Origin of the sequence: uncultured Ruthenibacterium sp. (assembly GCF_963558415.1) — a bacterium.
Lineage (GTDB): Bacteria > Bacillota > Clostridia > Oscillospirales > Ruminococcaceae > Ruthenibacterium.
In genome coordinates, this window is sequence record NZ_CAUWGY010000006.1 from 40680 (window position 1) to 63538 (window position 22859).

The 22859-nt window shown below is 47.1% G+C and carries 15 protein-coding genes; 12 read left to right on the forward strand and 3 right to left on the reverse strand.

The genetic code is table 11. The features are described 5' to 3' along the window. Window positions 1-39 precede the first annotated feature (39 nt). The 4 genes from AB5H98_RS02050 (at window position 40) to AB5H98_RS02065 (ending at window position 4522) form a co-directional block, all read left to right on the forward strand. On the forward strand, window positions 40-1107 hold the full coding sequence (locus tag AB5H98_RS02050) for a glycosyltransferase family 2 protein (protein ID WP_367924250.1): 1068 nt from the start codon (window positions 40-42) through the stop codon (window positions 1105-1107). Window positions 1108-1125: 18 nt separating this feature from the next. Beyond that, window positions 1126-2322: an O-antigen ligase family protein gene (locus tag AB5H98_RS02055; protein ID WP_367924251.1), complete on the forward strand. Its 1197-nt coding sequence runs from the start codon at window positions 1126-1128 to the stop codon at window positions 2320-2322. 68 nt (window positions 2323-2390) lie between these two features. Next, complete coding sequence (locus AB5H98_RS02060) at window positions 2391-3866, forward strand: lipopolysaccharide biosynthesis protein (RefSeq protein WP_367924252.1); 1476 nt, start codon at window positions 2391-2393, stop codon at window positions 3864-3866. After that, a complete protein-coding gene (locus AB5H98_RS02065) occupies window positions 3863-4522 on the forward strand; it encodes a hypothetical protein (protein WP_367924253.1) in 660 nt (219 codons plus the stop codon). The genes AB5H98_RS02060 and AB5H98_RS02065 overlap by 4 nt, the downstream gene beginning before the upstream one ends. Window positions 4523-4693: 171 nt before the next feature. Here the strand turns inward: AB5H98_RS02065 and asnB are convergent, their stop codons facing one another. Genes asnB through gltB form a run of 3 tightly spaced genes read right to left on the reverse strand, consistent with a single transcriptional unit; the run spans window position 4694 to window position 12318 of the window. After that, the gene (asnB, locus tag AB5H98_RS02070) at window positions 4694-6277 is read right to left on the reverse strand and encodes an asparagine synthase B (RefSeq protein ID WP_367924254.1); all 1584 of its coding nucleotides are present in this window, start codon (window positions 6275-6277) and stop codon (window positions 4694-4696) included. Window positions 6278-6292: 15 nt separating this feature from the next. Beyond that, entirely contained in the window at window positions 6293-7771 is a 1479-nt protein-coding gene (locus AB5H98_RS02075; protein ID WP_367924255.1) for a glutamate synthase subunit beta, read from the reverse strand. 14 nt (window positions 7772-7785) lie between these two features. After that, window positions 7786-12318 (reverse strand): glutamate synthase large subunit, encoded by a 4533-nt coding sequence (gene gltB / locus AB5H98_RS02080; RefSeq protein ID WP_367924256.1) that lies wholly within the window; start codon window positions 12316-12318, stop codon window positions 7786-7788. A 416-nt stretch (window positions 12319-12734) separates the two neighbouring features. Between gltB and AB5H98_RS02085 the strand changes: the two genes are divergently transcribed. The 8 genes from AB5H98_RS02085 to AB5H98_RS02120 all read left to right on the forward strand — a co-directional run. Then, complete coding sequence (locus tag AB5H98_RS02085; RefSeq protein WP_367924257.1) at window positions 12735-14834, forward strand: glutamine synthetase III; 2100 nt, start codon at window positions 12735-12737, stop codon at window positions 14832-14834. Window positions 14835-14917: 83 nt separating this feature from the next. Continuing rightward, window positions 14918-16597 carry an ammonium transporter gene (locus AB5H98_RS02090; protein ID WP_367924258.1) on the forward strand — a complete coding sequence of 560 codons (1680 nt, stop codon included), beginning with the start codon at window positions 14918-14920 and terminating at the stop codon, window positions 16595-16597. A 147-nt stretch (window positions 16598-16744) separates the two neighbouring features. Next, window positions 16745-18355: a CTP synthase gene (locus tag AB5H98_RS02095; protein ID WP_367924259.1), complete on the forward strand. Its 1611-nt coding sequence runs from the start codon at window positions 16745-16747 to the stop codon at window positions 18353-18355. Window positions 18356-18479: 124 nt separating this feature from the next. Further along, window positions 18480-19793, forward strand: coding sequence for a glutamine synthetase family protein (locus tag AB5H98_RS02100; RefSeq protein WP_367924260.1), 1314 nt, complete (start codon window positions 18480-18482; stop codon window positions 19791-19793). A gap of 32 nt (window positions 19794-19825) precedes the next feature. Beyond that, window positions 19826-20383 carry an ANTAR domain-containing response regulator gene (locus AB5H98_RS02105; protein WP_367924261.1) on the forward strand — a complete coding sequence of 186 codons (558 nt, stop codon included), beginning with the start codon at window positions 19826-19828 and terminating at the stop codon, window positions 20381-20383. Between the two features lie 108 nt (window positions 20384-20491). Then, entirely contained in the window at window positions 20492-21859 is a 1368-nt protein-coding gene (locus AB5H98_RS02110; protein WP_367924262.1) for an N-acetyl sugar amidotransferase, read from the forward strand. Further along, the gene (gene hisF, locus AB5H98_RS02115) at window positions 21856-22614 is read left to right on the forward strand and encodes an imidazole glycerol phosphate synthase subunit HisF (RefSeq protein ID WP_367924263.1); all 759 of its coding nucleotides are present in this window, start codon (window positions 21856-21858) and stop codon (window positions 22612-22614) included. Before AB5H98_RS02110 ends, hisF begins: the two co-directional genes overlap by 4 nt. Continuing rightward, a partial coding sequence (locus AB5H98_RS02120) for an imidazole glycerol phosphate synthase subunit HisH (protein WP_367924264.1) occupies window positions 22611-22859 on the forward strand: 249 nt, incomplete at its 3' end. The genes hisF and AB5H98_RS02120, both read left to right, overlap by 4 nt.

Below are 22859 nucleotides of genomic sequence, written 5' to 3' on the forward strand. Positions count from 1 at the left end.
CAAGCATTTTGAGTTTCATATAAGGTAGGATTGAATACTATGCCGATTGTCAGTGTGATCGTTCCCGTTTACTCTATTCCAGAATCATACCTTCGAAAGGCAATCGAAAGCGCTCAGCGACAGACGTTGCACGATATTGAAATCATTTTGATTGATGATGGTTCACCGGATGACAGCGGCGCAATTTGTGATGCTTATGCGCAACAAGACCAGCGTATTCGAGTGTTGCACAAAGAAAATGGCGGAGTTTCTGCTGCAAGAAACGATGGAATCAAAGCCGTGCGCGGGCAGTGGATCAATTTTCTTGACCCGGACGATTGGATGCCGGAGGATGCTTTAGAGAAAATGGTTCAAACTGCGCAACAGAACCAAAGCGATATTGTTGTTGGTGGTTTACAGGTCTTCTATGAGGATACTCCAGGACCACAAATGGGCTTTTTGGAGAAAGTTCAGGTGTTGGATGAATCTCGGAAGAATGATTATACGTTTAATTTGATTTGTCGCCATTTCGAGCAACGAGTTCGTGGGCGCAAAGATTTCGGAGAAAATTACCAAGGTGCTCCGTGGGGAAAATTGTTTGCAAAAAAACTACTTCAAGAACAAAATCTGTTTTTTTGCGAAGGGCTTCATCCATATGAAGATACGCTGTTTAATGTTTGCGCCGCCTTTCGCGCCGCTCGTGTTGTATTGATGGATTGCTGCGTATATTTTTATCGCATTAACCCCGGAAGTGTAACGGTGAAGTTCAAACCGACATGGATTCAGAACAATTTGTTGTACATCTCGCGTATTGAACGGACCTTGCAAGAGAATGGGTTTAACGAGAAAGACAAGCTTATCTGCGATGTTTTTCATGGCTGCATTGTAGAGAAAATTGCATCACTGTTGCTTGTGTATTTTTTTCATGCAGACAATCCGAAAAGCAGACGGCAGGTATATTGCGAGCTGAGCGAGTTTTCCCAAAATGCATATGTACAAAGGGCATTGCGTGATCGGCACAACCCTTTCTATACTCAAAAACAACAAATAATTCTTTGGTGTCTGCGAAATCGGATGTATTTCCTTTTGGAAATTCTCGCGTTTTTGAAGACAAAATCGAGAAATTAGAGCAAGATTTTATGACTCATGAAACAGATAAAGTTTGAATTAACATCCACTATTTTTATTTTTTTGCTGCTGTTTCCCCATTTTAAGCCGCGCTATTTTGATGAAGTTGCGGTGCTGGATCTTTCATTCAATTTTCTCCGTGTTCTTTCAGCCGGGGCGATATTGGTTTTGTACTTCACTCGAAGGAAAATCAATCTGCCGGTTTTGGTGCTTCTTATTTGGAAAGGGTGGCTTTTGCTCACAACTCTTTTCAATCTGGACAGAGGTGCAGATATCTATACATTTCTGATTCGAACCGTGCCGGATGTTGCAGTTTTTTTGCTGTGCAGTTATATGGTAGTCAATTTACCAAATTTGATTCGGGCGCTAATGATGTTGGGGGAAATGCTGATATACAGCAATCTTGTCACCATTTTGCTATTTCCAGATGGGTTGTACCATACCGATCGCTTTTTTCAGAATTGGCTGCTGGGATATCGCAATCAGTTCTTCTCTTCTTTTTTGGTTTTCGGTTTGGCGGCTTTTTTGTACTACCGCTATGTTGGAGGATGGGTGCGTCCTGCAATGTTGCTTGCAGCAATTTATGCCAGTCTGCTGTTGGTCGATTCAGCTACATCAATTTTTGCCATCTCCGTGTTTTTGTTTCTTTCATTGGTAACAATGCGGTTTGGTGTGAAAATGTTCAATTCAGTTGTATTGACTTGTTGTAATATGATCGCCTTCTTTTTGTTGGTGATTTTTCGAATTCTGGATATGTTTTCCTTTATTATTGTAGATATGTTACACCGCAATACGACGTTGACCGGCCGAACAATTCTTTGGGACGGCCTTTATGATATTATTGGGCGACAGCCGATCATTGGCTATGGTGTGATGGGCGGCGACCAGACATCCGAATTGTTGAATCAGACATGGGCGACGCATGCTCACAATCTGCTTCTTCAATGTCTGCTTGAAGGGGGAATCGTTGCCCTTGTTTTATTTGTTGTCTTCAATGTGTTGTTGATTAAAAAGCTCTACCAGTATAGAGGGCTGAAATCCGCCCAGTTGCTCTCATTGGCGATTTTTGTTTATTACATCGCCTGTTTGACAGAAGTGTATACGGTACCTGGAATTTATATTATATATGCCATTGCGTTTGCGGTTGACCGCATTGCAGCACAGGAAGAACAGTATTTATTACGTCGAAGAAAAGTGAAGTTTATTATAAGATGAGAACAAAAAGCACTTTTATAAATTTGATGGCCGCTTTTATTGGACAAGGACTCGGGATCCTTGCAAGCATGATTGCAAGGGTTTTCTTTGTGCGCTTTTTAACGGCGGAATATTTGGGCCTTTCCAATTTATTCACAAATATTCTTTCGGTATTTTCTTTGGTGGAACTTGGCATTGGCCCGGCAATGACGTTTTCCCTGTATGAACCACTTGCACATCAGGATGTAGAAAAAATTAAAAGTTTGATGCAACTGTATAAAAAAGCTTACCGCGGCGTTGGAATCCTCTTGCTGATACTTGGAGTGTGTGGCCTTTCCTTTTATCGCTTTTTTATGGAATCGGTCCCGGATATTCCGCATTTGGATCTTATTTATCTTCTGTTTGTTTTTAACACTGCAATTTCTTACTTTTATTCTTACAAAAGATCGCTTATTATTACGGATCAAAGACGTTACATTGCGACTTTTTTTCGATATGGATTTTATATTATTTTGAATATCGTGCAGATTTTTGCACTTTGGCTTACTAAAAGCTATCTTTTGTTTTTGCTTGTCCAGATTCTGTTTACTTGGACCGAAAACTTTTGTATATCGAAAACGGCGGACAGAATGTACCCCTATTTAAAAGAAAAAAAGGTTTATCCGCTTGAGAAAAAAGAGCTTTCTCGAATCAAACGAGATATTGGAGCAATGGTATTTCACAAAATTGGCGGTTTATCGGTTAATTCAACGGATAATATCATTCTTACCAAGTTTCTCGGACTGGTAGTTTCTGGAGTTTATTCCAACTACGCACTGATCATACAGGCTCTTAAAATGGTAACTCAGCAGTTTTTTCAGTCTCTCATTGCAAGTGTGGGAAATTTGAAGGCAAGCGCGGAAGAACAAAAAGTGTTGTCCGTTTTTTACAGAATCCTTTTTTTGAGTTTCTGGTTATTTTCGTTTGTTTCCATTGGGCTGGGAATTTTGGTCAATCCCTTTGTAAAGTTGTGGCTGGGGCCGGAGTACTGCCTGGATTCATTTACCGCAATGGTTTTAGCAATGAACTTTTTCTTTTATGCGGTTCGTCAGGCAGTGTTGACTTTTCGCGATGCAACCGGCACGTACTACTATGATCGGTACAAACCATTGTTTGAGGCGGCAATCAATCTGGTAGCTTCTGTTCTTTTGGTGCAGAAGTGGGGTGTTGCAGGGATTTTTTTGGGAACAATGCTGGGGTTCCTTTTGACCGGATTTTGGGTGGAACCATTTGTTTTGTATAAGCATGTTTTTCACTGTTCGCTGAAAGGGTATTTTAAAAAGTATTTCTTTTATCTGTCTGTTGCACTTTTTGCGGCATGGATTACTTGGGGTGCAAGTGTTTGGGTTGGCAATGGTGGATTGGATGGATTCATACTTCAATTTTTGATTTGCATAGTGGTTCCCAATGCTATTTTTTTACTGGTATTCCATCGTACCCCGGAGTTTGTCTATTTTTGGGAATTGTCACAAAAACTTTTTGTCAAAGTGAGAGGTCTACTGTCCTCAGAAAGGAGCACAAAATGAAGACGGCTTGCTTTATTCCAATCAAGAAAAATTCTGAGCGGGTGCCCGGTAAAAATTTTCGGGTTTTAAATGGCCGCAAGTTGTATGAATATATCTCTGAACATGTGAAACAGGCCAATGTTTTCGATGATGTATACATTGATACCAACAGCGAAGAAATTGCAGAGTATGCTCAAAAGATGGGCTTTAAGACAATTGCCCGAAAACCGGAGTTGACGTTGAATACGGCCAATGGAAACGATTTGCTGGTATATCATTTTCATGAATATCCTGGGTATGATTACTATTTCCAAATGTTTGCCACGGCGCCCTACCTTCAGCCGGAAACAATCAAAAAGTGTTATGATCGATTGTTAGCAAGTGAAGAGTATGATTCCTGTTTTACAGCGACGGAGAATCACGGATTTTACTGGTTGGCCGACAATCCCATCAATTATCGACCGGAAATTTTGCCAAGAAGCCAGGACATTCTTGCGGTGACCGAAGAGACAACAGGACTGTACGGAATTCACCGGGATGCGTTGGCACGTTATCGCTGTCGCATTGGGCGTAGACCTTACATCCATGTTGTAAATAAGTTTGAAGCAGTGGATATTAATACAGAAGAGGATTTGAAGGTAGCCGAATATATCGGCAAAGTGGTTTATGGATTATAAGAATGAGCGTTTTAACATATTGATTTGAAGAGCAATATTGTTTTGCAAAACGACACATTGTTATTAGTTCGTTGCTCGTTATGTATCGACAACAAAAGAAGAATTTATTGTATTAGATAAAAAAGCATCCCTTTGCAGGGATGCTTTTGCTTTACTTGCAGAAGTAAAAAATCAATGACCGCTCTGTCCGTAGTTTGAGAGGACACGAGCGCTGGGATCGTTTACGTTGCATCCAGGCCAAGCGGGATTGGGCATCCAAAAGCCAGGAATCATTTGGGCTTGACCAGGATAAAAACGCTCAAAAATTTCACGGTAAAGAAGACTTTCCTTAGTAAAGGGAGTGGCGAAAGAATAGCGTGAAGAGCGCTGCTGAAACTCCTTGTCGGAATAATATTGTTCAGCATATTCTTTTAAATCGTCTACCATGCTGTGCCCCACAGCATCGCTGAAGGCGGCTTTTTCGCGCCACAGAATAGAGGTTGGTAGAATGTGGTCCTTTTCAAAGGCTTTGCGCAGCAGATATTTGCCTTTGCCATAAATGTTTTGTTTCATAAACGGGTCGATAGACATTACGTAGCGCACAAACTCCAAATCCCCAAACGGAACACGAGCCTCCAGACCATGTGCAGCCAGGCATCGATCGGCGCGCAGTACATCATAACAGAAAAGCTCTCTCATTCGCTTGGCCGATTCCTTTTGAAATTCTAAAGCGCTCGGTGCAAAATCCGTATATTTGTAACCGAATAATTCGTCAGAAATTTCGCCCGTAAGCAATACTTTTAAATCGGTCGTTTCGTGAATTGCCTTACACAATAAATACATTCCCATGCTGGCCCGAATCGTAGTGATATCATATGTACCCAGCGCTCGAATTACTTGTGGAAGGGCATCAAGGACTTGCGAGCGCGTCATGATAACTTCTGTGTGCTGTGCTCCCAAAAAATCTGCTGCTTGACGCGCATATTTTAGGTCAATGGCATCCTTATCCATACCGATGGCAAACGTGCGTATAGGTTTTTTCAAGATAGAAGCAGCGATGGCACATACAAGGCTGGAGTCCAGACCACCCGAGAGCAGAAACCCCAACGGTGCATCCGCGTCCAAACGTTTGCGAACCGCCTGAACTAAACGGTCGTGGATGCCGGATGTAATTTGCTCAAAATCATCATGAAGATAGAAAGGTACATGGTCGATTTGATGATAAGGGACAAATTGACCGTTGCAGTAATAGTGACCTGGTGGAAAAGGCCGAATTTCATCTACCCAACCTTCAAGGTTTATGGCCTCGCTTGCAAAGGCGATGGCTCCGCTGCGGGAATATCCATAAAAAAGAGGTCGGATACCGACGGGGTCGCGGGCAGCAATGAGCCAGTTCCTTTTTTCGTCGTACAAAACGCAGGCAAATTCTGCGTCCAGATGAGAAAACATTTCGCAGCCATATTCTTCATATAGTGGAAGCAGTACTTCACAGTCCGAACCGCTGTGAAAAGAATACCCACGCGTTTCCAACTCTTTTTTCAAACGGCGAAATCCATAGATTTCGCCGTTGCAAATCAACCAGTTCCCATTCCTTTCAAAGGGCTGCATACCTTCCGGCGTAAGCCCCATGATTGCGAGCCGGGCAAAACAAAAATAGCCAAAGGATGTGGCAATGACGCGGGTATCGTCTGGTCCGCGCATTGCGTTGCGCTGGAGATACCCGGCCAAAATATCCGAACGAATATCTTTCCCGGAGTAACTCAAAATTGTACACATGGACGATTCCTCCTGTTATAAATTGCTATATCCCATGAGAGATTTATCAATGGCGCGAGCGGCGTTTTGTCCTTCCTCAATGGCCCAAACTACGAGGGATTGACCCCGTCGAACATCTCCGGCCGCAAAAACGCGTTCGTTTGAGGTGTGATATGTTTTGGAATCAGCGGCTACATTGCCCCGTGAGTCTAGAGATATTCCAAAAGAATCGGCTACATAGTCCTCGCTTCCCAAAAAACCGGCGGCAATCAGGACGAGATCGATGGAAATGGTCTCCTCGCTGCCGGGCACAGGAATCATACGAGTACGGCCGTGTTCTAAATGCGGTTCCAGTGCGGTCAAAGTGGCCGAACAAACTTCGCCTTGGTTGTTTTTGGAAAAGCCAACTACGGTTGTCTGATAACGTCGGGGGTCTGCACCGAATAGAGCGGTGGCCTCTTGCTGTCCATAGTCCGTTTTTCGGATTCGGGGCCATTCCGGCCACGGATTTGAGGATGTGCGCCGGTCGGGAAGAGCTGGCATCATTTCTAATTGTAGTACACTGGTTGCGCCCAAACGCAAAACAGTACCTACACAGTCATTTCCGGTATCGCCACCACCGATAACCAATACTCGCTTATCCTTTGCAAGATGGTAGGGCACCTTTTCAAAGTTGTTGTCTGTAAGAAACCGGGTCACTTGCGTCAAAAAGTCCACAGCAAAATAGATGCCTTTTGCATCTCTACCGGGCACATTTAGATCACGCGGTTTCGAGGCTCCGCAGCTTAGAAGTACGCGGTCGTATTGGCTGAGTAGCTCCCTGCCAGAAATGTCTTTTCCAACGTCGATGCCACAATGAAAGCAAATTCCGGACGCTTCCATCAGACGGATGCGTCGATCTATGATGCTTTTTTCAAGCTTCATATTGGGAATACCGTAGCGCAACAGTCCGCCCGGACGGTCGTTGCGTTCGTAAATGGAGACGCTGTGCCCGCGCTGATTTAGACGCAGAGCGGCGGCCAGACCTGCTGGCCCGCTGCCGACTATGGCAATTCGTTTTCCTGTGCGGACCGCAGGTGCCTCTCCGCTGACCAGACCGTGGTGAAAGGCATATTCAATCACTTGGCGTTCATTTTCTTTAGTGCATACGGCTTCGTCGTGGACGCCACAGGTACAGGCCGCTTCGCAAAGAGCAGGGCATACCCGGCCAGTAAATTCTGGCAGGCAGTGTGTCAGACTCAGACGGTGATAGGCCTGTTCCCAGTTGCCCCGCCATACAAAATCATTCATTTCAGGAATCAGATTATGGAGCGGGCACCCCGATACCATTCCGTTCATCATAGTTCCGGACTGACAGAAAGGAACACCGCAATCCATACAGCGTGCGCCCTGTTTCTTTTGTTGTTGCTCGGATAGCGGAACATGAAATTCGTTAAAATCTTTTAATCGCTCCAACGGCGGGCGACATACGCCCTCCTGTCTCGGATAATCTAAAAAGCCGGTGGGTTTTCCCATCGTAAGACCCTCCTTTATTGTGCCCGAGTACTGGCGTAAAACGCTTCGATGCTTGCAGCTTCACGGTCCATTCCTTGTTTTTCAAATTGTGTGGACAACTGCAGCAACCGTTTGTAATCGGTGGGGATGATTTTTTTGAATTTGGGAAGAAAGGTTTCGAAAGAGGCCAAAATTCGCCGCGCTTTCGAAGAACCGGTGGCCTGGAAATGAGCACGGATCATATTCAACAGTTCCTGTTGATCGAACTTGGTATCTACACTCTCCATGACGACCATTTCCTTATTGAGATTGCGGTATAATTCGTTCTTTTCGTCCAAAACGTAAGCCACGCCGCCGCTCATACCAGCGGCAAAGTTCTTTCCGGTAGGTCCGAGAACGACTACACAACCCCCCGTCATGTATTCACATCCGTGTTCTCCGACTCCTTCTACCACAGCGCGGGCACCGGAATTTCGAACACAAAAACGTTCACCGGCTACGCCGTTGATATAGACCGTTCCGGATGTTGCGCCGTACAGCGCAACATTGCCAACAATGATATTCTCTTCTGCAGAGAAGAGGGCATCAGAGGGAGGAAACAGTATTAATTTTCCACCGGACAGCCCTTTGCCGAAGTAGTCGTTGCTGTCGCCGCACAATGAAAGTGTTAGGCCACGGGGTACAAACGCGCCGAAACTCTGCCCGCCCGCACCGGTGCAGGAGAGATGAATGCAGTCTTCCGGCAGACCATCGGGGTGACGGCGTGTAATCTCAGCCCCCAAAAGAGTCCCGAACGTTCGGTCCGTGTTGCGCAGGCGAAGCGCGCGATGACAGGGAATGGCATCGGTGATGGCTTTGCGAATGCCCTCATCCCGGAGAAGAATTTCCTCGTCTTTGGTTCGTTCCAAACGAAAATCGTATGCATGGGCTGGGTTAAACGTAACCAATTCCGACACAGGCGGGGGGAGAATACCGCTCAGATCCAAAGCAGGCTCGCCGTTGGCAACAGGTTTTGCACGCAGAAAATCTGTACGGCCGACCATTTCGTCGACGGTGTGTACACCCAGTTTGGCCATATATTCCCGCAGTTCTTGTGCAATAAAACACATAAAGTGCTCTACATATTCCGGCTTTCCGCAAAAACGTTTTCGGAGTTCAGGATTCTGAGTGGCAACTCCCATCGGACAGGTATCAAGATCACATACACGCATCATGACACACCCAAGTGTTACCAAAGGCGCAGTGGCAAAGCCAAACTCCTCTGCCCCCAGCAAGGCGGCAATGGCCACATCTCGACCACTCATTAGCTTACCATCTGTTTCCAGAACTACACGCTGACGTAATCCGTTTCGAATGAGAGTTTGATGTGCCTCCGCCAAGCCAAGTTCCCATGGAAGCCCAGCGTTATGAATGGAACTGAGAGGAGCGGCACCGGTGCCGCCGTCGTGTCCGGAAATTAGAATCACTTGGGCTCCTGCCTTTGCGACTCCTGCAGCGACGGTGCCTACACCGGCCTCGGCCACAAGTTTTACCGAAATTCGTGCGTTGCAGTTGGCGTTTTTTAAATCGTAGATTAATTGTGCCAGGTCCTCAATGGAGTAGATGTCATGGTGCGGCGGCGGAGAAATCAGACTTACGCCCGGAGTGGAATGACGGGTTTTGGCAATCCAAGGATATACCTTGCGTCCCGGCAAATGACCGCCTTCTCCGGGTTTTGCGCCTTGTGCCATTTTGATTTGCAGTTCTTTGGCACTGACCAAATAGCGGCTGGTCACACCAAAACGTCCGCTGGCAATCTGCTTGATTGCAGAGCTTCGATCATGTTCTGTTCCGGCGGAAGCGAGACGTTCGTCGCTCTCTCCACCTTCGCCGCTGTTTGATTTGCCGTGCAGATGGTTCATGGCAATGGCCAACGCTTCGTGAGCCTCCTGTGAAATGGAACCGTAAGACATGGCACCCGTTTTAAAGCGACGTACAATCGATTCTACGGGTTCTACCTCTTCCAAAGGAATACCCTGTTTTGGAAATACAAATTCCATGCAACTGCGCAATGCACCGGTGCGCTCATCGTCCACACGCTGTGTATATTCTTTAAATAAGGAATAATTGTTTTCCCGTGTGGCGCGTTGCAACAGATGAATGGTCTCAGGATCGTAACGGTGGTGTTCACCTTGAATACGCATTTTGTGCTTGCCGACAGAAGGAAGGGATAGGTCTACAGGAAGTCCTAAAGGATCAAATGCGCGCGAATGTTGTGCTTCGGTACGGGCAGCAATGTCCTTTAATGTCAAACCTCCTACACGGCTGATGGTGCCGGTAAAATAGGCGTTGATCACTTCGGGAGCAATGCCCAGCGCCTCAAAAATTTGGCTGCCCTGATAGGATTGAATGGTGGAAATCCCCATTTTGGATGCAACTTTTACAATACCTTGCAAAACTGCACGATCATAGTCATCCACCGCAGCATAATAATCCTTTTCCAAAAGCCCGGCTTCAATCAACTGCGCGATCGCTGCATGAGCAAGGTAGGGATTGACTGCACAGGCCCCATAGCCAAGCAGAGCTGCAAAATGATGAACTTCTCGGGGTTCTCCAGACTCCAAAATCAGGGAAAGCGCAGTGCATTTCCGAGTCTTCACAAGATGTTTATGCACGGCGGATACCGCCAGCAAAGAGGGAATGGCTACATGGTTTTCATCCACGCCGCGATCTGACAAAATCAAAATATTGGCCCCATCACGATAGGCTTTATCCACCTCAAGAAAGACATTTTCCAGCGCTTCATCCAAAGCGGTTGTTTTGTAGAACAGGATGGATACAATTGCCACATGGAAGCCAGGCTGTTTCATATGCTTGATTTTTAGCAGATCCAAATCGTTGAGAATGGGATTTTCGATTTTTAATACCTGGCAATTTTCAGGACGTCGATCCAACAAATTGCCGCTTTTACCTGCATACACCGTTGTGGATGTGACGATTTTTTCACGTGCCGCATCGATGGGCGGATTGGTAACTTGTGCAAACATCTGTTTGAAATAAGCAAAAAGTGGCTGATATTCATGGCTCAAAACGGCCAAGGGGGTGTCAGTACCCATGGCGCCAATGGCTTCGTTTCCGTTAAGAGCCATCGCAAGAATGGCACCTCGTGTCTCTTCCCAGGTATAGCCAAAGGCTTTCAAAAGTCGAGCGCAATCGTCGCCCTTCAGTGCAGGTACCCGTTCATTGGGAACGTGAAGCTGGCGAAGCCTGAGCAAATGACTGTCTAGCCATTCACCGTAGGGGTGTGCGCCGGCATAATGCTCTTTGACGGCCTCGTCATTCAAAACTTCTCCTTTTTGAGTGTCTACCAGAAGCATTTTGCCTGGGTGAAGACGTTCTTTTTTCAGGATTTGTGAATCATCCAAATCCAGAACTCCTACCTCGGACGCAAGAATCAGCCGTCCGTCTGCGGTAATGCAGTAACGAGAAGGGCGCAGACCATTGCGGTCCAATACCGCACCCATCACATCTCCATCCGAGAATAAAATGGAGGCCGGGCCGTCCCATGGCTCCATCATGGTGGCATAATATTGATAAAAATCACGTCTCTCCTGCGAAAGTGTGTCGTTGTGGCTCCAGGGCTCGGGAATGGCAATCATAACAGCGAGAGGGAGCGGCATACCACACATCATCAAAAATTCAAGCGCATTATCCAACATCGCTGAATCCGAGCCCGAAGGATGAATAACAGGAAGGACCTTGTTCAAATCCTCTGCACAAAGGGCTTGGGTGCGCATGGTTTCTTCGCGGGCGAGCATTTTATCTACATTGCCTCGAATCGTATTGATTTCGCCGTTATGCACGATTAGCCGATTGGGATGTGCCCGTTTCCAACTTGGCTCCGTATTCGTAGAAAACCGGGAATGGACAATGGCGATGGCCGAAGAAAAGTCTGGAGCTTGCAGATCCTCAAAAAAGGTGCGCAATTGCCCCACCAGAAGCATTCCTTTATACACGATGGTACGACTGGAAAGAGAAGCTACGTAGGTGCTGCCGTTGCTGTGTTCAAAAACACGACGAACGACATAAAGTCGGCGATCAAAATCCAATCCAGCGGGAATGTGGGCGGGGCGTCCCACAAAGCTCTGAAGGATTACAGGCATTCTTTCACGCGCTTTTCGACCAAGAATATGAGGGACAATGGGCACGGGACGCCAGCCTAAAAAGACAAGCCCTTCTTTTTTTACAATTACCTCAAACATTTTTTGTGCCTTGGTGCGTTCATGCTCGTTTTGCGAAAAAAAGAACATACCGACGCCATATTCGCGTTCTTGCCCAATGGGAATATTCTGCTGAGCACATACACGAGCAAAGAAGGTGTGCGGAATTTGCACCAAAATTCCTACGCCATCTCCAGTGGCGCCGTCTGCATCTTTCCCGGCACGATGCTCAAGATTCTCCACAATTTTCAACGCATCGGTTACGATGTCGCGGCTCTTTCGCCCGTGAATATCCACTACGGCACCAATGCCGCAGTTATCATGTTCCATTTGAGAACAATACAACGGATAGAGGTTTTTATTCTTCATAACTCAGCCTCCCTGTTTTAACAAAAAAGGCGTCAAAGGTCCCAGGGTACAAAAGCCCGAGTCCCTTTGACGCCTTTGTCAAAGATACATGTGTGTTTATGCGTTAAACTATACCGCGTTTGACGTGGGTTTGTAAAGGGGCAAAAAAAGAATTGTCATTTTGCAAAAAAATAAACTTGCGTAAAAAGAAATATTCGGATGTTTCGTAAAAAATCCTCTTTAATTACTTTAAAGCAGAATTTTCAAAAACGAATAAATCCGTTAGATGGGGAGTTGACAATCGAAAAAAAGCGAGTATACTACTCACCATAAAGCAACGGCGCTTTGGGAATTACCCGAGGCGCCGTTTTCTTGTTTTTGCCGAAAATGAGAAAAGACCCGCCTTGCGTCGGGATTTTGGAAAGGAGCACTTTGTTATGGACAAACGAATTCCGGAACTGTATGGAAGCCTTGTATTCAATGACCGAATTATGCGCGAGAAACTGCCTAAGGATGTGTATAAGGCGCTACGCAAGACGATTGACAATAATTTGCCGCTTGAATTGAATGTAGCCAATTCTGTGGCGGTGGCTATGAAAGAATGGGCCGTAGAAAACGGAGCCACTCACTATACCCATTGGTTCCAGCCAATGACAGGCTTTACAGCGGAGAAGCATGATAGTTTTATCACTCCTATAGGTGGTGGCCAGATTATCATGGATTTTTCCGGTAAGGAATTGATCAAAGGCGAGCCGGATGCTTCAAGCTTTCCGTCCGGCGGTTTGCGGGCCACGTTTGAAGCTCGTGGCTATACCGCCTGGGACCCCACTTCTCCGGCATTCATCAAGGATGGAACGTTGTATATCCCTACGGCATTCTGTTCATACAGCGGTGAGGCGCTGGACAAGAAAACTCCACTGCTTCGCTCTATGGAAACTTTGAGCCACGAGGCGGTCAAGGTGCTGCATTTGCTCGGTCATCCCGAGGTATCCAATGTTTCTACCACCATTGGACCGGAGCAAGAGTACTTTTTGGTAGATCGAAAACTGTATGAAAAGCGCAAGGATTTGATTTTTACTGGGCGTACACTTTTGGGGGCCATGGCCCCGAAAGGGCAGGAACTCGAAGATCATTACTTCGGCGCGCTGCGGCCTCGTGTAGCCGCCTTCATGCACGATCTGGACGAAGAACTCTGGAAACTGGGAATTCCTGCAAAAACCAAACACAACGAAGTAGCTCCTGCTCAACATGAGTTAGCACCGGTATTCGACACTGCCAATGTGGCGGTGGATCACAACCAGCTTACCATGGAGATGATGAAGAAAGTAGCAGATAAGCATGGCTTGGTTTGTCTTTTGCATGAAAAACCTTTTGAAGGAATCAATGGTTCCGGCAAGCATAACAACTGGTCCATCCTCACCGACACGGGCGTGAACCTGCTCAATCCCGGAAAAACGCCCAGCGAGAACATTCAGTTCCTTGTCTTTTTGATGGCGGTCATTAAGGCAGTGGATGAATACGGCGATTTGATGCGCGTCTCTGTGGCCAGCGCCGGAAATGACCACCGCTTGGGCGGCAATGAGGCGCCTCCCGCCATTGTCTCTATCTTTTTAGGCGATGAGCTGACGGCTGTTCTTGACGCCATTGAAAAAGATACCTATTTTGATAAATCTCAGAAAACACCCATGGAAATTGGCGCTGCGGTGATTCCGCGTTTCTTTAAGGATTCCACCGACCGCAACCGCACAAGTCCGTTTGCTTTCACCGGAAACAAGTTTGAATTCCGTATGTTGGGGTCTTCGCTGTCTGTATCCGGGCCCAATATTGTTTTAAACACCGCGGTAGCAGAAGCGTTGCGTCAATTTTATGAGGAACTAAAAGATGTGCCGGAATCTGAGATGGACAATGCGGTTCATCAACTGTTAAAGCGTGCCATTATAAAGCACAAACGGATTATTTTCAATGGAAATGGGTATACGGACGAATGGGTTCAGGAGGCTGCCCGCCGTGGGCTGGACAATCTTGTTTCTACACCGGATGCTCTTCCTAAGTTTGTTTCGCACAAAAGCATTGAACTTTTCACAAGTCATCATATTTTTACAAAGGATGAGATCCTGTCTCGTTATGTGATTTTGCTGGAGGGTTACAGCAAAACGCTCCATGTAGAGGCAAAGACCTTGCAGTCCATGATTCGGCACGAATTTTTACCTGCTTTGATGAAGTGTATGGATCAAGTGGCTACGTCCATTCGCAATAAGAAAGCGGTGTGCGATCAGCTTGATTGTGGAGCAGAAGAAAAGCTTTTGAACCGTTTATCACAGGCATATCAGGCTCTTGACCAAAACGAAGAAGCCATGGAAAAGAATCTAAAAGTGGCAGAAGGGATGGAAGATGCGCTGGAGAGCGCACGTTTCTATCACGACACTGTGCTAAAAGATATGGATACAGTTCGCGCTGTAGCCGACGCAGTAGAGACTGATTTGCCGGATGGGGCACTTCCATATCCAGGATACGATAAGCTTTTGTTTTCTGTTTAATTAAAAAAGCAACGCAAAGGCGCGTTCTCTGTTTATAACAGGGGACGCGCCTTTTGGCGCTTTTATACAAGGAGGAATGCAAAATGGAATATTCAGCGGTCAATACGATTTGGGTACTGGTGGGAGCGGTGCTTGTATTCTTTATGCAAGCGGGCTTTGCCATGGTAGAAACGGGTTTTACAAGAGCGAAAAATGCTGGTAACATCATCATGAAAAACCTGATGGATTTCTGCATCGGTACACCAGTATTTTGGTTAGTGGGTTTTGGTCTGATGTTTGGAGGAACTGGATCGCTCGTAGGAAGTATTGGCGGTCTGGCCAGTGAAGCCAATTATGGAACCAGCATGTTGCCGGATGGCGTGCCTTTCTTTGCTTTTCTAATTTTTCAGACTGTATTCTGTGCTACGGCTGCCACAATTGTATCGGGTGCTATGGCAGAGCGCACAAAGTTTTCCGCATACTGTATTTACAGCCTTATCATCAGTTTGGTGGTATACCCCATTTCAGGTCATTGGATCTGGGGCGGTGGCTGGCTTTCTCAAATGGGTTTTCATGATTTCGCAGGTTCGGCAGCAGTGCATTTGGCGGGTGGTGTAGCTGCATTCATCGGCGCGTGGATCCTCGGGCCGCGCCTTGGAAAATACGGGGCAGACGGAAAGGCTCATGCCATTCCTGGGCATAGCTTGACATTGGGCGCTTTGGGAGTTTTTATTCTCTGGTTCTGTTGGTTTGGATTCAACGGTTGTTCGACAGTTTCTATGGAAGGTGAAGCCATTCAACTAGCCGGAAAAATTTTTGTGACAACCAATCTGGCGGCGGCTATGGCCACCTGTACAGCCATGATTGTCACATGGATTCGCTATAAACGTCCAGATGTCTCCATGACGCTCAATGGTACTTTGGCGGGACTCGTGGCGATTACGGCGGGATGTGATACGGTCAGTCCGCTGTCCGCGGCAATCATCGGAATTTTGGCCGGCCTTACTGTGGTGTTCGGTATTGAATGGATCGATCAGGTCTTAAAAGTAGATGATCCGGTTGGTGCTGTGGGAGTGCACTGCCTCAATGGTGCGCTGGGAACCATTTGCGTGGGATTGTTTTCCGACGGAACGAGCACTTCGACCACCGGCTTATTTCTAGGCGGCGGTTTCGGTTTGTTAGGCGTCCAGTTGTTGGGCGTAGTTGCTGTGTCTGCCTGGGTAGCAATAACGATGGTCGTTGTATTTGTGGTGATCAAGCGAACCATTGGTTTACGGGTTTCTCAGGAGGAAGAAATTGCGGGTTTGGATATCAAGGAACACGGTCTGACCAGTAGTTACGCAGATTTTATTACGTATGATCAGGCTCCACAGCCAGCGGAAGCCGTTCCTGTATCCACTTCCAAACCAGCAGCAAAGCAAGGTAAAATGACGAAGGTTGTAATTGTCACTCGTCAAAACAAACTGAATGATTTGATGCATGCTTTTAACGGGATTGGAGTGACAGGTCTAACCATTACCAATGTGCTTGGCTGCGGTACACAAAAAGGCGCGACTCAGTTTTATCGAGGAGTTCCCATGGAAATAAATTTACTTCCAAAAGTGAAAGTAGAGGTTGTGGTAGGAGAAGTGCCTGTGGATTTGGTGATCCAAACGGCCCGCCGAGTGTTGTATACTGGACGAATTGGCGATGGAAAATTGTTTGTGTACGATATTGAAAATGTGGTAAAAGTTCGAACCGGTGAAGAGGGAATCGCTGCGTTGCAGGATGCGCCGGAAGAATAAAATGACCGTTGACAAATCTCTATCTCTTGCTATAATATTCAGGTAGAATATTGGTAAGAGGACAACGGCGTCCGTCTTTTTGCTCAGTGAGCAAAGGGATGGGCGTCGTTTCTTTTTTTGAAAACGACAGGGGAGAGTGCACAAGTTATGGCGGTAAAACATATTTTTGTAACCGGCGGCGTGGTATCCGGACTGGGAAAGGGAATCAGCGCGGCAAGCCTGGGAAGGCTGCTCAAGCAGAGAGGGTTGAAAGTAGCCGCACAGAAGCTGGATCCGTATATGAATGTAGATCCAGGTACGATGAGTCCGTATCAACATGGTGAGGTGTTTGTTACACAAGACGGAGTAGAGACCGATTTGGATTTGGGACACTATGAGCGGTTCATCGATGAAGATTTAAACAAGTTATCCAATCTTACCAGCGGACGTGTATACTGGAACGTACTGCACAAAGAACGTGCGGGAGAATATTTAGGGCATACCGTTCAGATTATTCCCCATGTGACAAACGAGATAAAATCATTCATATATGGCATTGAGGATTATACCAAGGCGGATGTGGTTATTACTGAGATTGGAGGAACCATCGGCGATATTGAAAGTCAGCCTTTTTTAGAGGCAATTCGTCAGATCAGCCGGGAGATTGGACGAGAGAACTGCATGTTTTTGCATGTTGTATTGGTTCCGTATCTAAAATGTTCCGGAGAGCATAAGTCGAAGCCCGCACAGCATTCTGTACATGAATTGCAGAGCATGGGCATCATGCCGGATGTGATCATTGCCCGGTGCGATGAACCTTTGGAGGATGGAATTTTACAAAAAATTGCCGCGTTCTGCAATGTGGAGCCGGATTGCGTCATAGAAAATCGTACGCTAAACAGTTTATACGATGTGCCGTTGATGCTTCATGCCGCGCATTTGGATGATCTTGTCTGCCGACACTTTGGACTGGAAACGAGACCGCCGGAAATGGCAGAATGGAAAGCGTTGTGTGGACGCATTGCAACCCTTTCGCGAAAAGTTACAATTGCCATTGTGGGCAAATATGTGGAATTGCACGATGCGTATTTATCCGTAGTAGAGGCGCTGAATCATGGCGGATATGAAAATGATGCCAAGGTGTGTCTGCGTTGGATCGATTCTGAAGGATTGACACAAAGTAACATTGATGAACAATTGGCCGGAGTAGACGGGATTCTTGTTCCGGGCGGTTTTGGAGAACGTGGTATAGAGGGAATGATTTGTACCGCCCGCTGGGCACGGGAAAATGGTGTGCCGTACTTTGGTATATGTTTGGGAATGCAGATTGCTGTAATTGAAGCGGCGCGGGATCTGTGCGGATGGTCGGATGCAAGTTCACGGGAATTTTCACCGGACTCCAGCCATTGTGTTATCGACCTAATGGAAAATCAGAAAGGAGAAGTACCCAAGGGCGGAACGATGCGTTTGGGGGCATATCCGTGTCATCTTCGAGCGAACAGTCTTTTAAACAAGATTTATGATTGTGATGAGATTAGTGAACGACATCGTCATCGCTATGAGGTGAACAATGAATATCGAGATTCATTGGAACAGGCGGGGGTAGTGTTCAGCGGAACTTCGCCGGACGGGCACCTGGTCGAAGCTTTGGAATATCCAGGGCATCCTTTCTTTGTAGGTGTGCAATATCATCCTGAATTTAAAAGCCGTCCGAATAAGGCTCATCCCATTTTTCGAGCATTCATTGCAGCATCGCTGGAGAGGGCAGAACACTTATAAAAAATCTTGACGCGGCCGTTTGTTGTGCTTATAATGTTAGACATGAAACAGCAAAGGCGCTGCGTTCTTCCCCAAGGGTGACGCAGCGCTTTTTACTTTTGAATACCTACGAAGGAGGGGCCTCATGAGTCATACCTTGTCACAATTGCTTTCCTTCATCGAGGAAAACGATACAAAATTTATTCGGCTGGTGTTTTGCGACATTTTTGGCGTGCAGAAAAACATTGCCATCATGGCAAGCCAGCTTCCTCATGCGGTAGAAAAAGGCATTTCTTTTGATGCTTCCGCCATTGCTGGATTCTCCAATGTGGCGGAATCGGATTTGTTTCTGGTGCCTGATTTGGATACGTTTTCTCTGTTGCCTTGGCGTCCCAGTGAGAGCTGTGTGGGACGGTTTTTCTGTAATATCCGCTATCCGGACGGGCGCCCTTTTGAAGGGGATGGACGCTATTTATTGCGCCGAGTGGAACAACAGGCTGCCAAAGCGGGTTACCGTTTTTTGTTGGGGCCAGAATGTGAATTTTATTTGTTTGAAACAGATGAAAGAGGCCGTCCTACGCTCACTCCTTTTGATGAAGCGGGTTATTTCGATGTGGCACCTATGGACCGAGGAGAAAACGTTCGGCGCGAGATTTGCCTGACTATGGAGGAAATGGGCATTCAACCGGAACGTAGCCATCACGAGCAGGGACCGGGTCAAAATGAAATTGATTTTCGGTGTGCTTCGCCGCTGCAGGCTGCGGATGATTTAATGACAATGCATACAGTTGTCAAAGCGGTGGCAGCTCAAAATGGTTTGTTTGCGTCTTTCCTTCCGAAACCATTGGCAAACAAAAGCGGAAGCGGACTGCACTTGAATCTTTCCATTTTCAAGGACGAAAAAAACTTGTTTGAAGGGTTTGTGGAGCATCCGGATCCTACGGCAGCTTCTTTTTTGGCAGGAGTCATGCGCCGGATGCCTGAGATTACCGCGTTTGCCGATCCGCTGCCTGGGTCCTATAGACGGCTTGGCTGTTTTGAAGCACCAGGGGTGATCAGTTGGTCCAGTCAGAACCGTTCTTCCCTGATTCGGGTACCGGCGGCAAGTGGCCCTGATTGTCGTATGGAATTGCGCAGTCCGGATCCGGCCTGCAATTCCTATTATGTGACGGCGTTGCTTTTGGCCGCGGGTTTTGAGGGGGTACAGGAGCAATTGCCGTTGCCGGAGCCTTCCAATTATGATGTATATGCCCATGGTCGTGAGCGAGGGCTGACACCTTTGCCGTCTAGTTTGCACAAAGCGGTGGAGGTAGCTCGCAAAAGCGAATTTTTACGCAAGGTCCTTCCAGAAAAAATTTTGGAGGATTATTTCACTCAAAAACAGCGTGAAGCGCAGGCGTATATGGACAGCGACAAACCTTATGAGTACGAACTTCGGCAGTATTTCAGCCGCATTTGATCGTAGGGAAAGTTTCAGGGGAGGTGAGCAGGGTGCCTGGAGTTTTGATTGCAAGCGACCGACAGCATCACGAAGCGCTTCGCTGTGTTTTTGCGGCGAATGGGCAACCTGTTCGCTGTTGTACCAGTGCGGGCGAAGCAAGACGTGCGCTTTGCGATGGCGATTTTTCCCTTTTGATAGTCAACGCGCCTTTGCCGGATGAGTTTGGTCGCGATTTGGCGGCGCAGGCTGTACACGATGGCCTGGACAGTATTTTGTTATGTGCTGCGCCTCAGGCGGATAAGGTTGCGGCAGGTTTGGAAAAGTATGGAGTATATGTATTGCCCAACCCTCTTTCCCGCCAACAAGCCATGTTTGCATTGCGAGTGATTCGTACAGGTCGGCAGCGTATGCGACGAATTCTTGAACAGAATGTGCGTTTGACCAAACGTCTGGACGAGGCACGTGTTGTTTCACAGGCAAAATGTGTTTTGGCGCGATGCTGCGGCATGACGGAAGAACAGGCGCATCATGCCATTGAGAAACGAGCGATGGATGCTCGGGTTTCCAGCCGTGAGGCGGCATTGGAAATTCTGAAAAATTATGAGTAAGCTGAATAATAGAAAACAAACGGGCAAAGGCGCCCGCATGGACGGAACCGAGCGGTTCTGTCGTGCAGGGTGCCTTTGCCCGTTTTTGCAATGAGAGGAAGAGTGACCATGAAAAAATTACCCCGTTATGTTTCCATTGATTATGCACAGTATGCTCCGGAAATTCCCGATGAACAGCGAAAGACCTTTTACGGACTGCCACAAAATGTGCAGTTTTGCAACACATGTGTGATGAGCAATCAAAAACCAAATAGCTGTTATGAATTTGAACACACCATTCACTCAATCAAAAAAACGATGGTGATTCAGCAGGACGGAGTATGTGATGCATGTCATGCCTGCCAAAACAAAGAGGGGAAAATTGACTGGGATGACCGAGAGCGGCAGCTACGGGAATTGTGTGAGCGATACCGGCGCACGGACGGCGGGTATGACTGCCTTGTGCCGGGAAGCGGTGGCAAAGATAGTTTTTATGCAGCCCATCTGCTGAAATACAAATACGGGATGCATCCGCTGACTGTCACTTGGGCTCCACACATCTATACGCCTTGGGGATGGAAAAATTTTGAGGCTTGGATACATGCGGGATTTGACAATTATCTGTGTACACCAAACGGGTTGACGCACCGCCTTTTGACGCGCCTTGCTACGGAGAATTTGTTTCATCCCTTTCAGCCATTTATTCTGGGGCAAAAACAACTGGCACCCAAGATGGCTGCAAAGTTTGGAATTCCTTTGGTGTTTTATGGTGAGAATGAAGCGGAATTTGGAAATCCAATTGCGGATAACGATTCCGCCTTACGTGATGAACGATTCTTTTCCACCAATGATTTTGACCATATTTATCTGGGAGGAGTGTCGTTGCGTCAGTTGCAAGAAGACTTCGGCATCGACAAGGCGGATTTGGCAATTTACTTGCCTTGCGAAACCAGTGATGTGGAAAAAAATCATATTCAAGTACATTACATGGGCTACTATGAAAAGTGGCATCCACAAGGAGCGTATTATTACAGCGTAGAACATGGTGGCTTTGTACCAAGTCCGGAACGCACGGCAGGTACTTATTCGAAGTACAATTCCATTGATGATAAAGTGGATGACTTTTTCTATTACACTACTTACATTAAGTACGGTGTGGGCCGCTGTACTTATGATGCAGCCCAAGAAATCCGCAATAAAGAAATTACGCGGGAAGAAGGAGTTGCTTTGTGCAAAAAGTACGACGGCGAATTTCCCATGCGCTTTGCAGATGAGATTTTTCGGTATTTGTCTATTGACAAGCAGCACTTTGGGCGTGCGGCAGATTGCTTTGAGCAACCTGAAATGGATTTGGATTATTTCATGCATTTGGCCGATCGATTCCGTTCGCCACACTTGTGGCAGTATGCGGACGGCCACTGGAGTTTGCGCCATACGCCTTTCGAGGGACCCAGTTCTTGCGGATATGGCGATCCACGAACGGAGGAAAGACAATGAGCCGCCGACTGCGCGTGATTGCGCGCTTGGATGTGAAAGACGAGGCACTTGTAAAAGGTATCCAGTATGAGGGCCTGCGCAAATTAGGGGATCCGCACGATTTTGCATTACGCTATTATCAACAGGGAATCGACGAGTTGGTCTATTTGGATACGGTAGCCAGCTTATATGAGCGCAGTAATTTGTCAGGTATTCTGGAGCGAACGACCAGGGATGTCTTTATCCCAATCACAGCAGGTGGTGGAGTGCGTAGTGTAGAGGATATGGCGTCGCTTTTGCGGGCCGGTGCGGATAAGGTAGCGGTCAACACTGCCGCTCTGCGGGATCCGGATCTTGTGAACCGATGCGCCAAAACATTTGGCAGTCAGTGTGTGGTACTGAGCGTTCAGGCCAAACGGCGTCCAGGAGGCGGCTGGGAGGCCTATTACGACAATGGACGCGAGCATTCCGGACGAGATGTGTTGGAGTGGGTCCGAGAAGGCGCACAGCGTGGGGCCGGAGAAATTTTTTTGACCAGTGTCGACCGAGAAGGTTTTCAGCGAGGTATGGATCAGGAGTTGATTGCTGCCGTGACAGCGCAAGTAGATATCCCTGTTATTGCTGCAGGCGGAGCAGAAAATGCCCGCAGTTTAGAATTGGCATCCGAAAACGGGGCGGATGCAGTAGCGTTGGGTAGTGTGTTGCATTACGGCAAGATAGAACTTCCGTCACTTAAGCGCAAACTGTTGGAAGACGGTATTGAGGTGAGAATATGAAAGTAACTGTGGTTGATTATGGCCGCAGTAATCTGCTCAGTGTGCGGCGAGCGCTGGAATACTGTGGTGGGCAGGTGGAATTTGCACAAAATCCGACTGAGATCAAACAAGCTTCCGCCTTGGTTTTACCGGGAGTTGGAGCCTTTGCGGACGGGATGGCAATGCTGAAACATACGGGATTAGACCAGGCAATTGTACAACAGGCGGGACAAGGCGTGCCATTGTTGGGTATTTGTCTGGGAATG

Bases quoted from the DNA above. Each gene is read 5' to 3' on its own strand.
- AB5H98_RS02095 (WP_367924259.1), top strand. From the start codon at position 16,745: ATGGCGGTAAAACATATTTTTGTAACCGGCGGCGTGGTATCCGGACTG.
- AB5H98_RS02090 (WP_367924258.1), top strand. From the start codon at position 14,918: ATGGAATATTCAGCGGTCAATACGATTTGGGTACTGGTGGGAGCGGTG.
- AB5H98_RS02065 (WP_367924253.1), top strand. From the start codon at position 3,863: ATGAAGACGGCTTGCTTTATTCCAATCAAGAAAAATTCTGAGCGGGTG.
- AB5H98_RS02060 (WP_367924252.1), top strand. From the start codon at position 2,391: ATGATTGCAAGGGTTTTCTTTGTGCGCTTTTTAACGGCGGAATATTTG.
- AB5H98_RS02100 (WP_367924260.1), top strand. From the start codon at position 18,480: ATGAGTCATACCTTGTCACAATTGCTTTCCTTCATCGAGGAAAACGAT.
- AB5H98_RS02075 (WP_367924255.1), bottom strand. From the start codon at position 7,771: ATGGGAAAACCCACCGGCTTTTTAGATTATCCGAGACAGGAGGGCGTA.
- AB5H98_RS02055 (WP_367924251.1), top strand. From the start codon at position 1,126: ATGAAACAGATAAAGTTTGAATTAACATCCACTATTTTTATTTTTTTG.
- gltB (WP_367924256.1), bottom strand. From the start codon at position 12,318: ATGAAGAATAAAAACCTCTATCCGTTGTATTGTTCTCAAATGGAACAT.
- asnB (WP_367924254.1), bottom strand. From the start codon at position 6,277: ATGTGTACAATTTTGAGTTACTCCGGGAAAGATATTCGTTCGGATATT.
- AB5H98_RS02050 (WP_367924250.1), top strand. From the start codon at position 40: ATGCCGATTGTCAGTGTGATCGTTCCCGTTTACTCTATTCCAGAATCA.
- AB5H98_RS02085 (WP_367924257.1), top strand. From the start codon at position 12,735: ATGGACAAACGAATTCCGGAACTGTATGGAAGCCTTGTATTCAATGAC.
- hisF (WP_367924263.1), top strand. From the start codon at position 21,856: ATGAGCCGCCGACTGCGCGTGATTGCGCGCTTGGATGTGAAAGACGAG.
- AB5H98_RS02110 (WP_367924262.1), top strand. From the start codon at position 20,492: ATGAAAAAATTACCCCGTTATGTTTCCATTGATTATGCACAGTATGCT.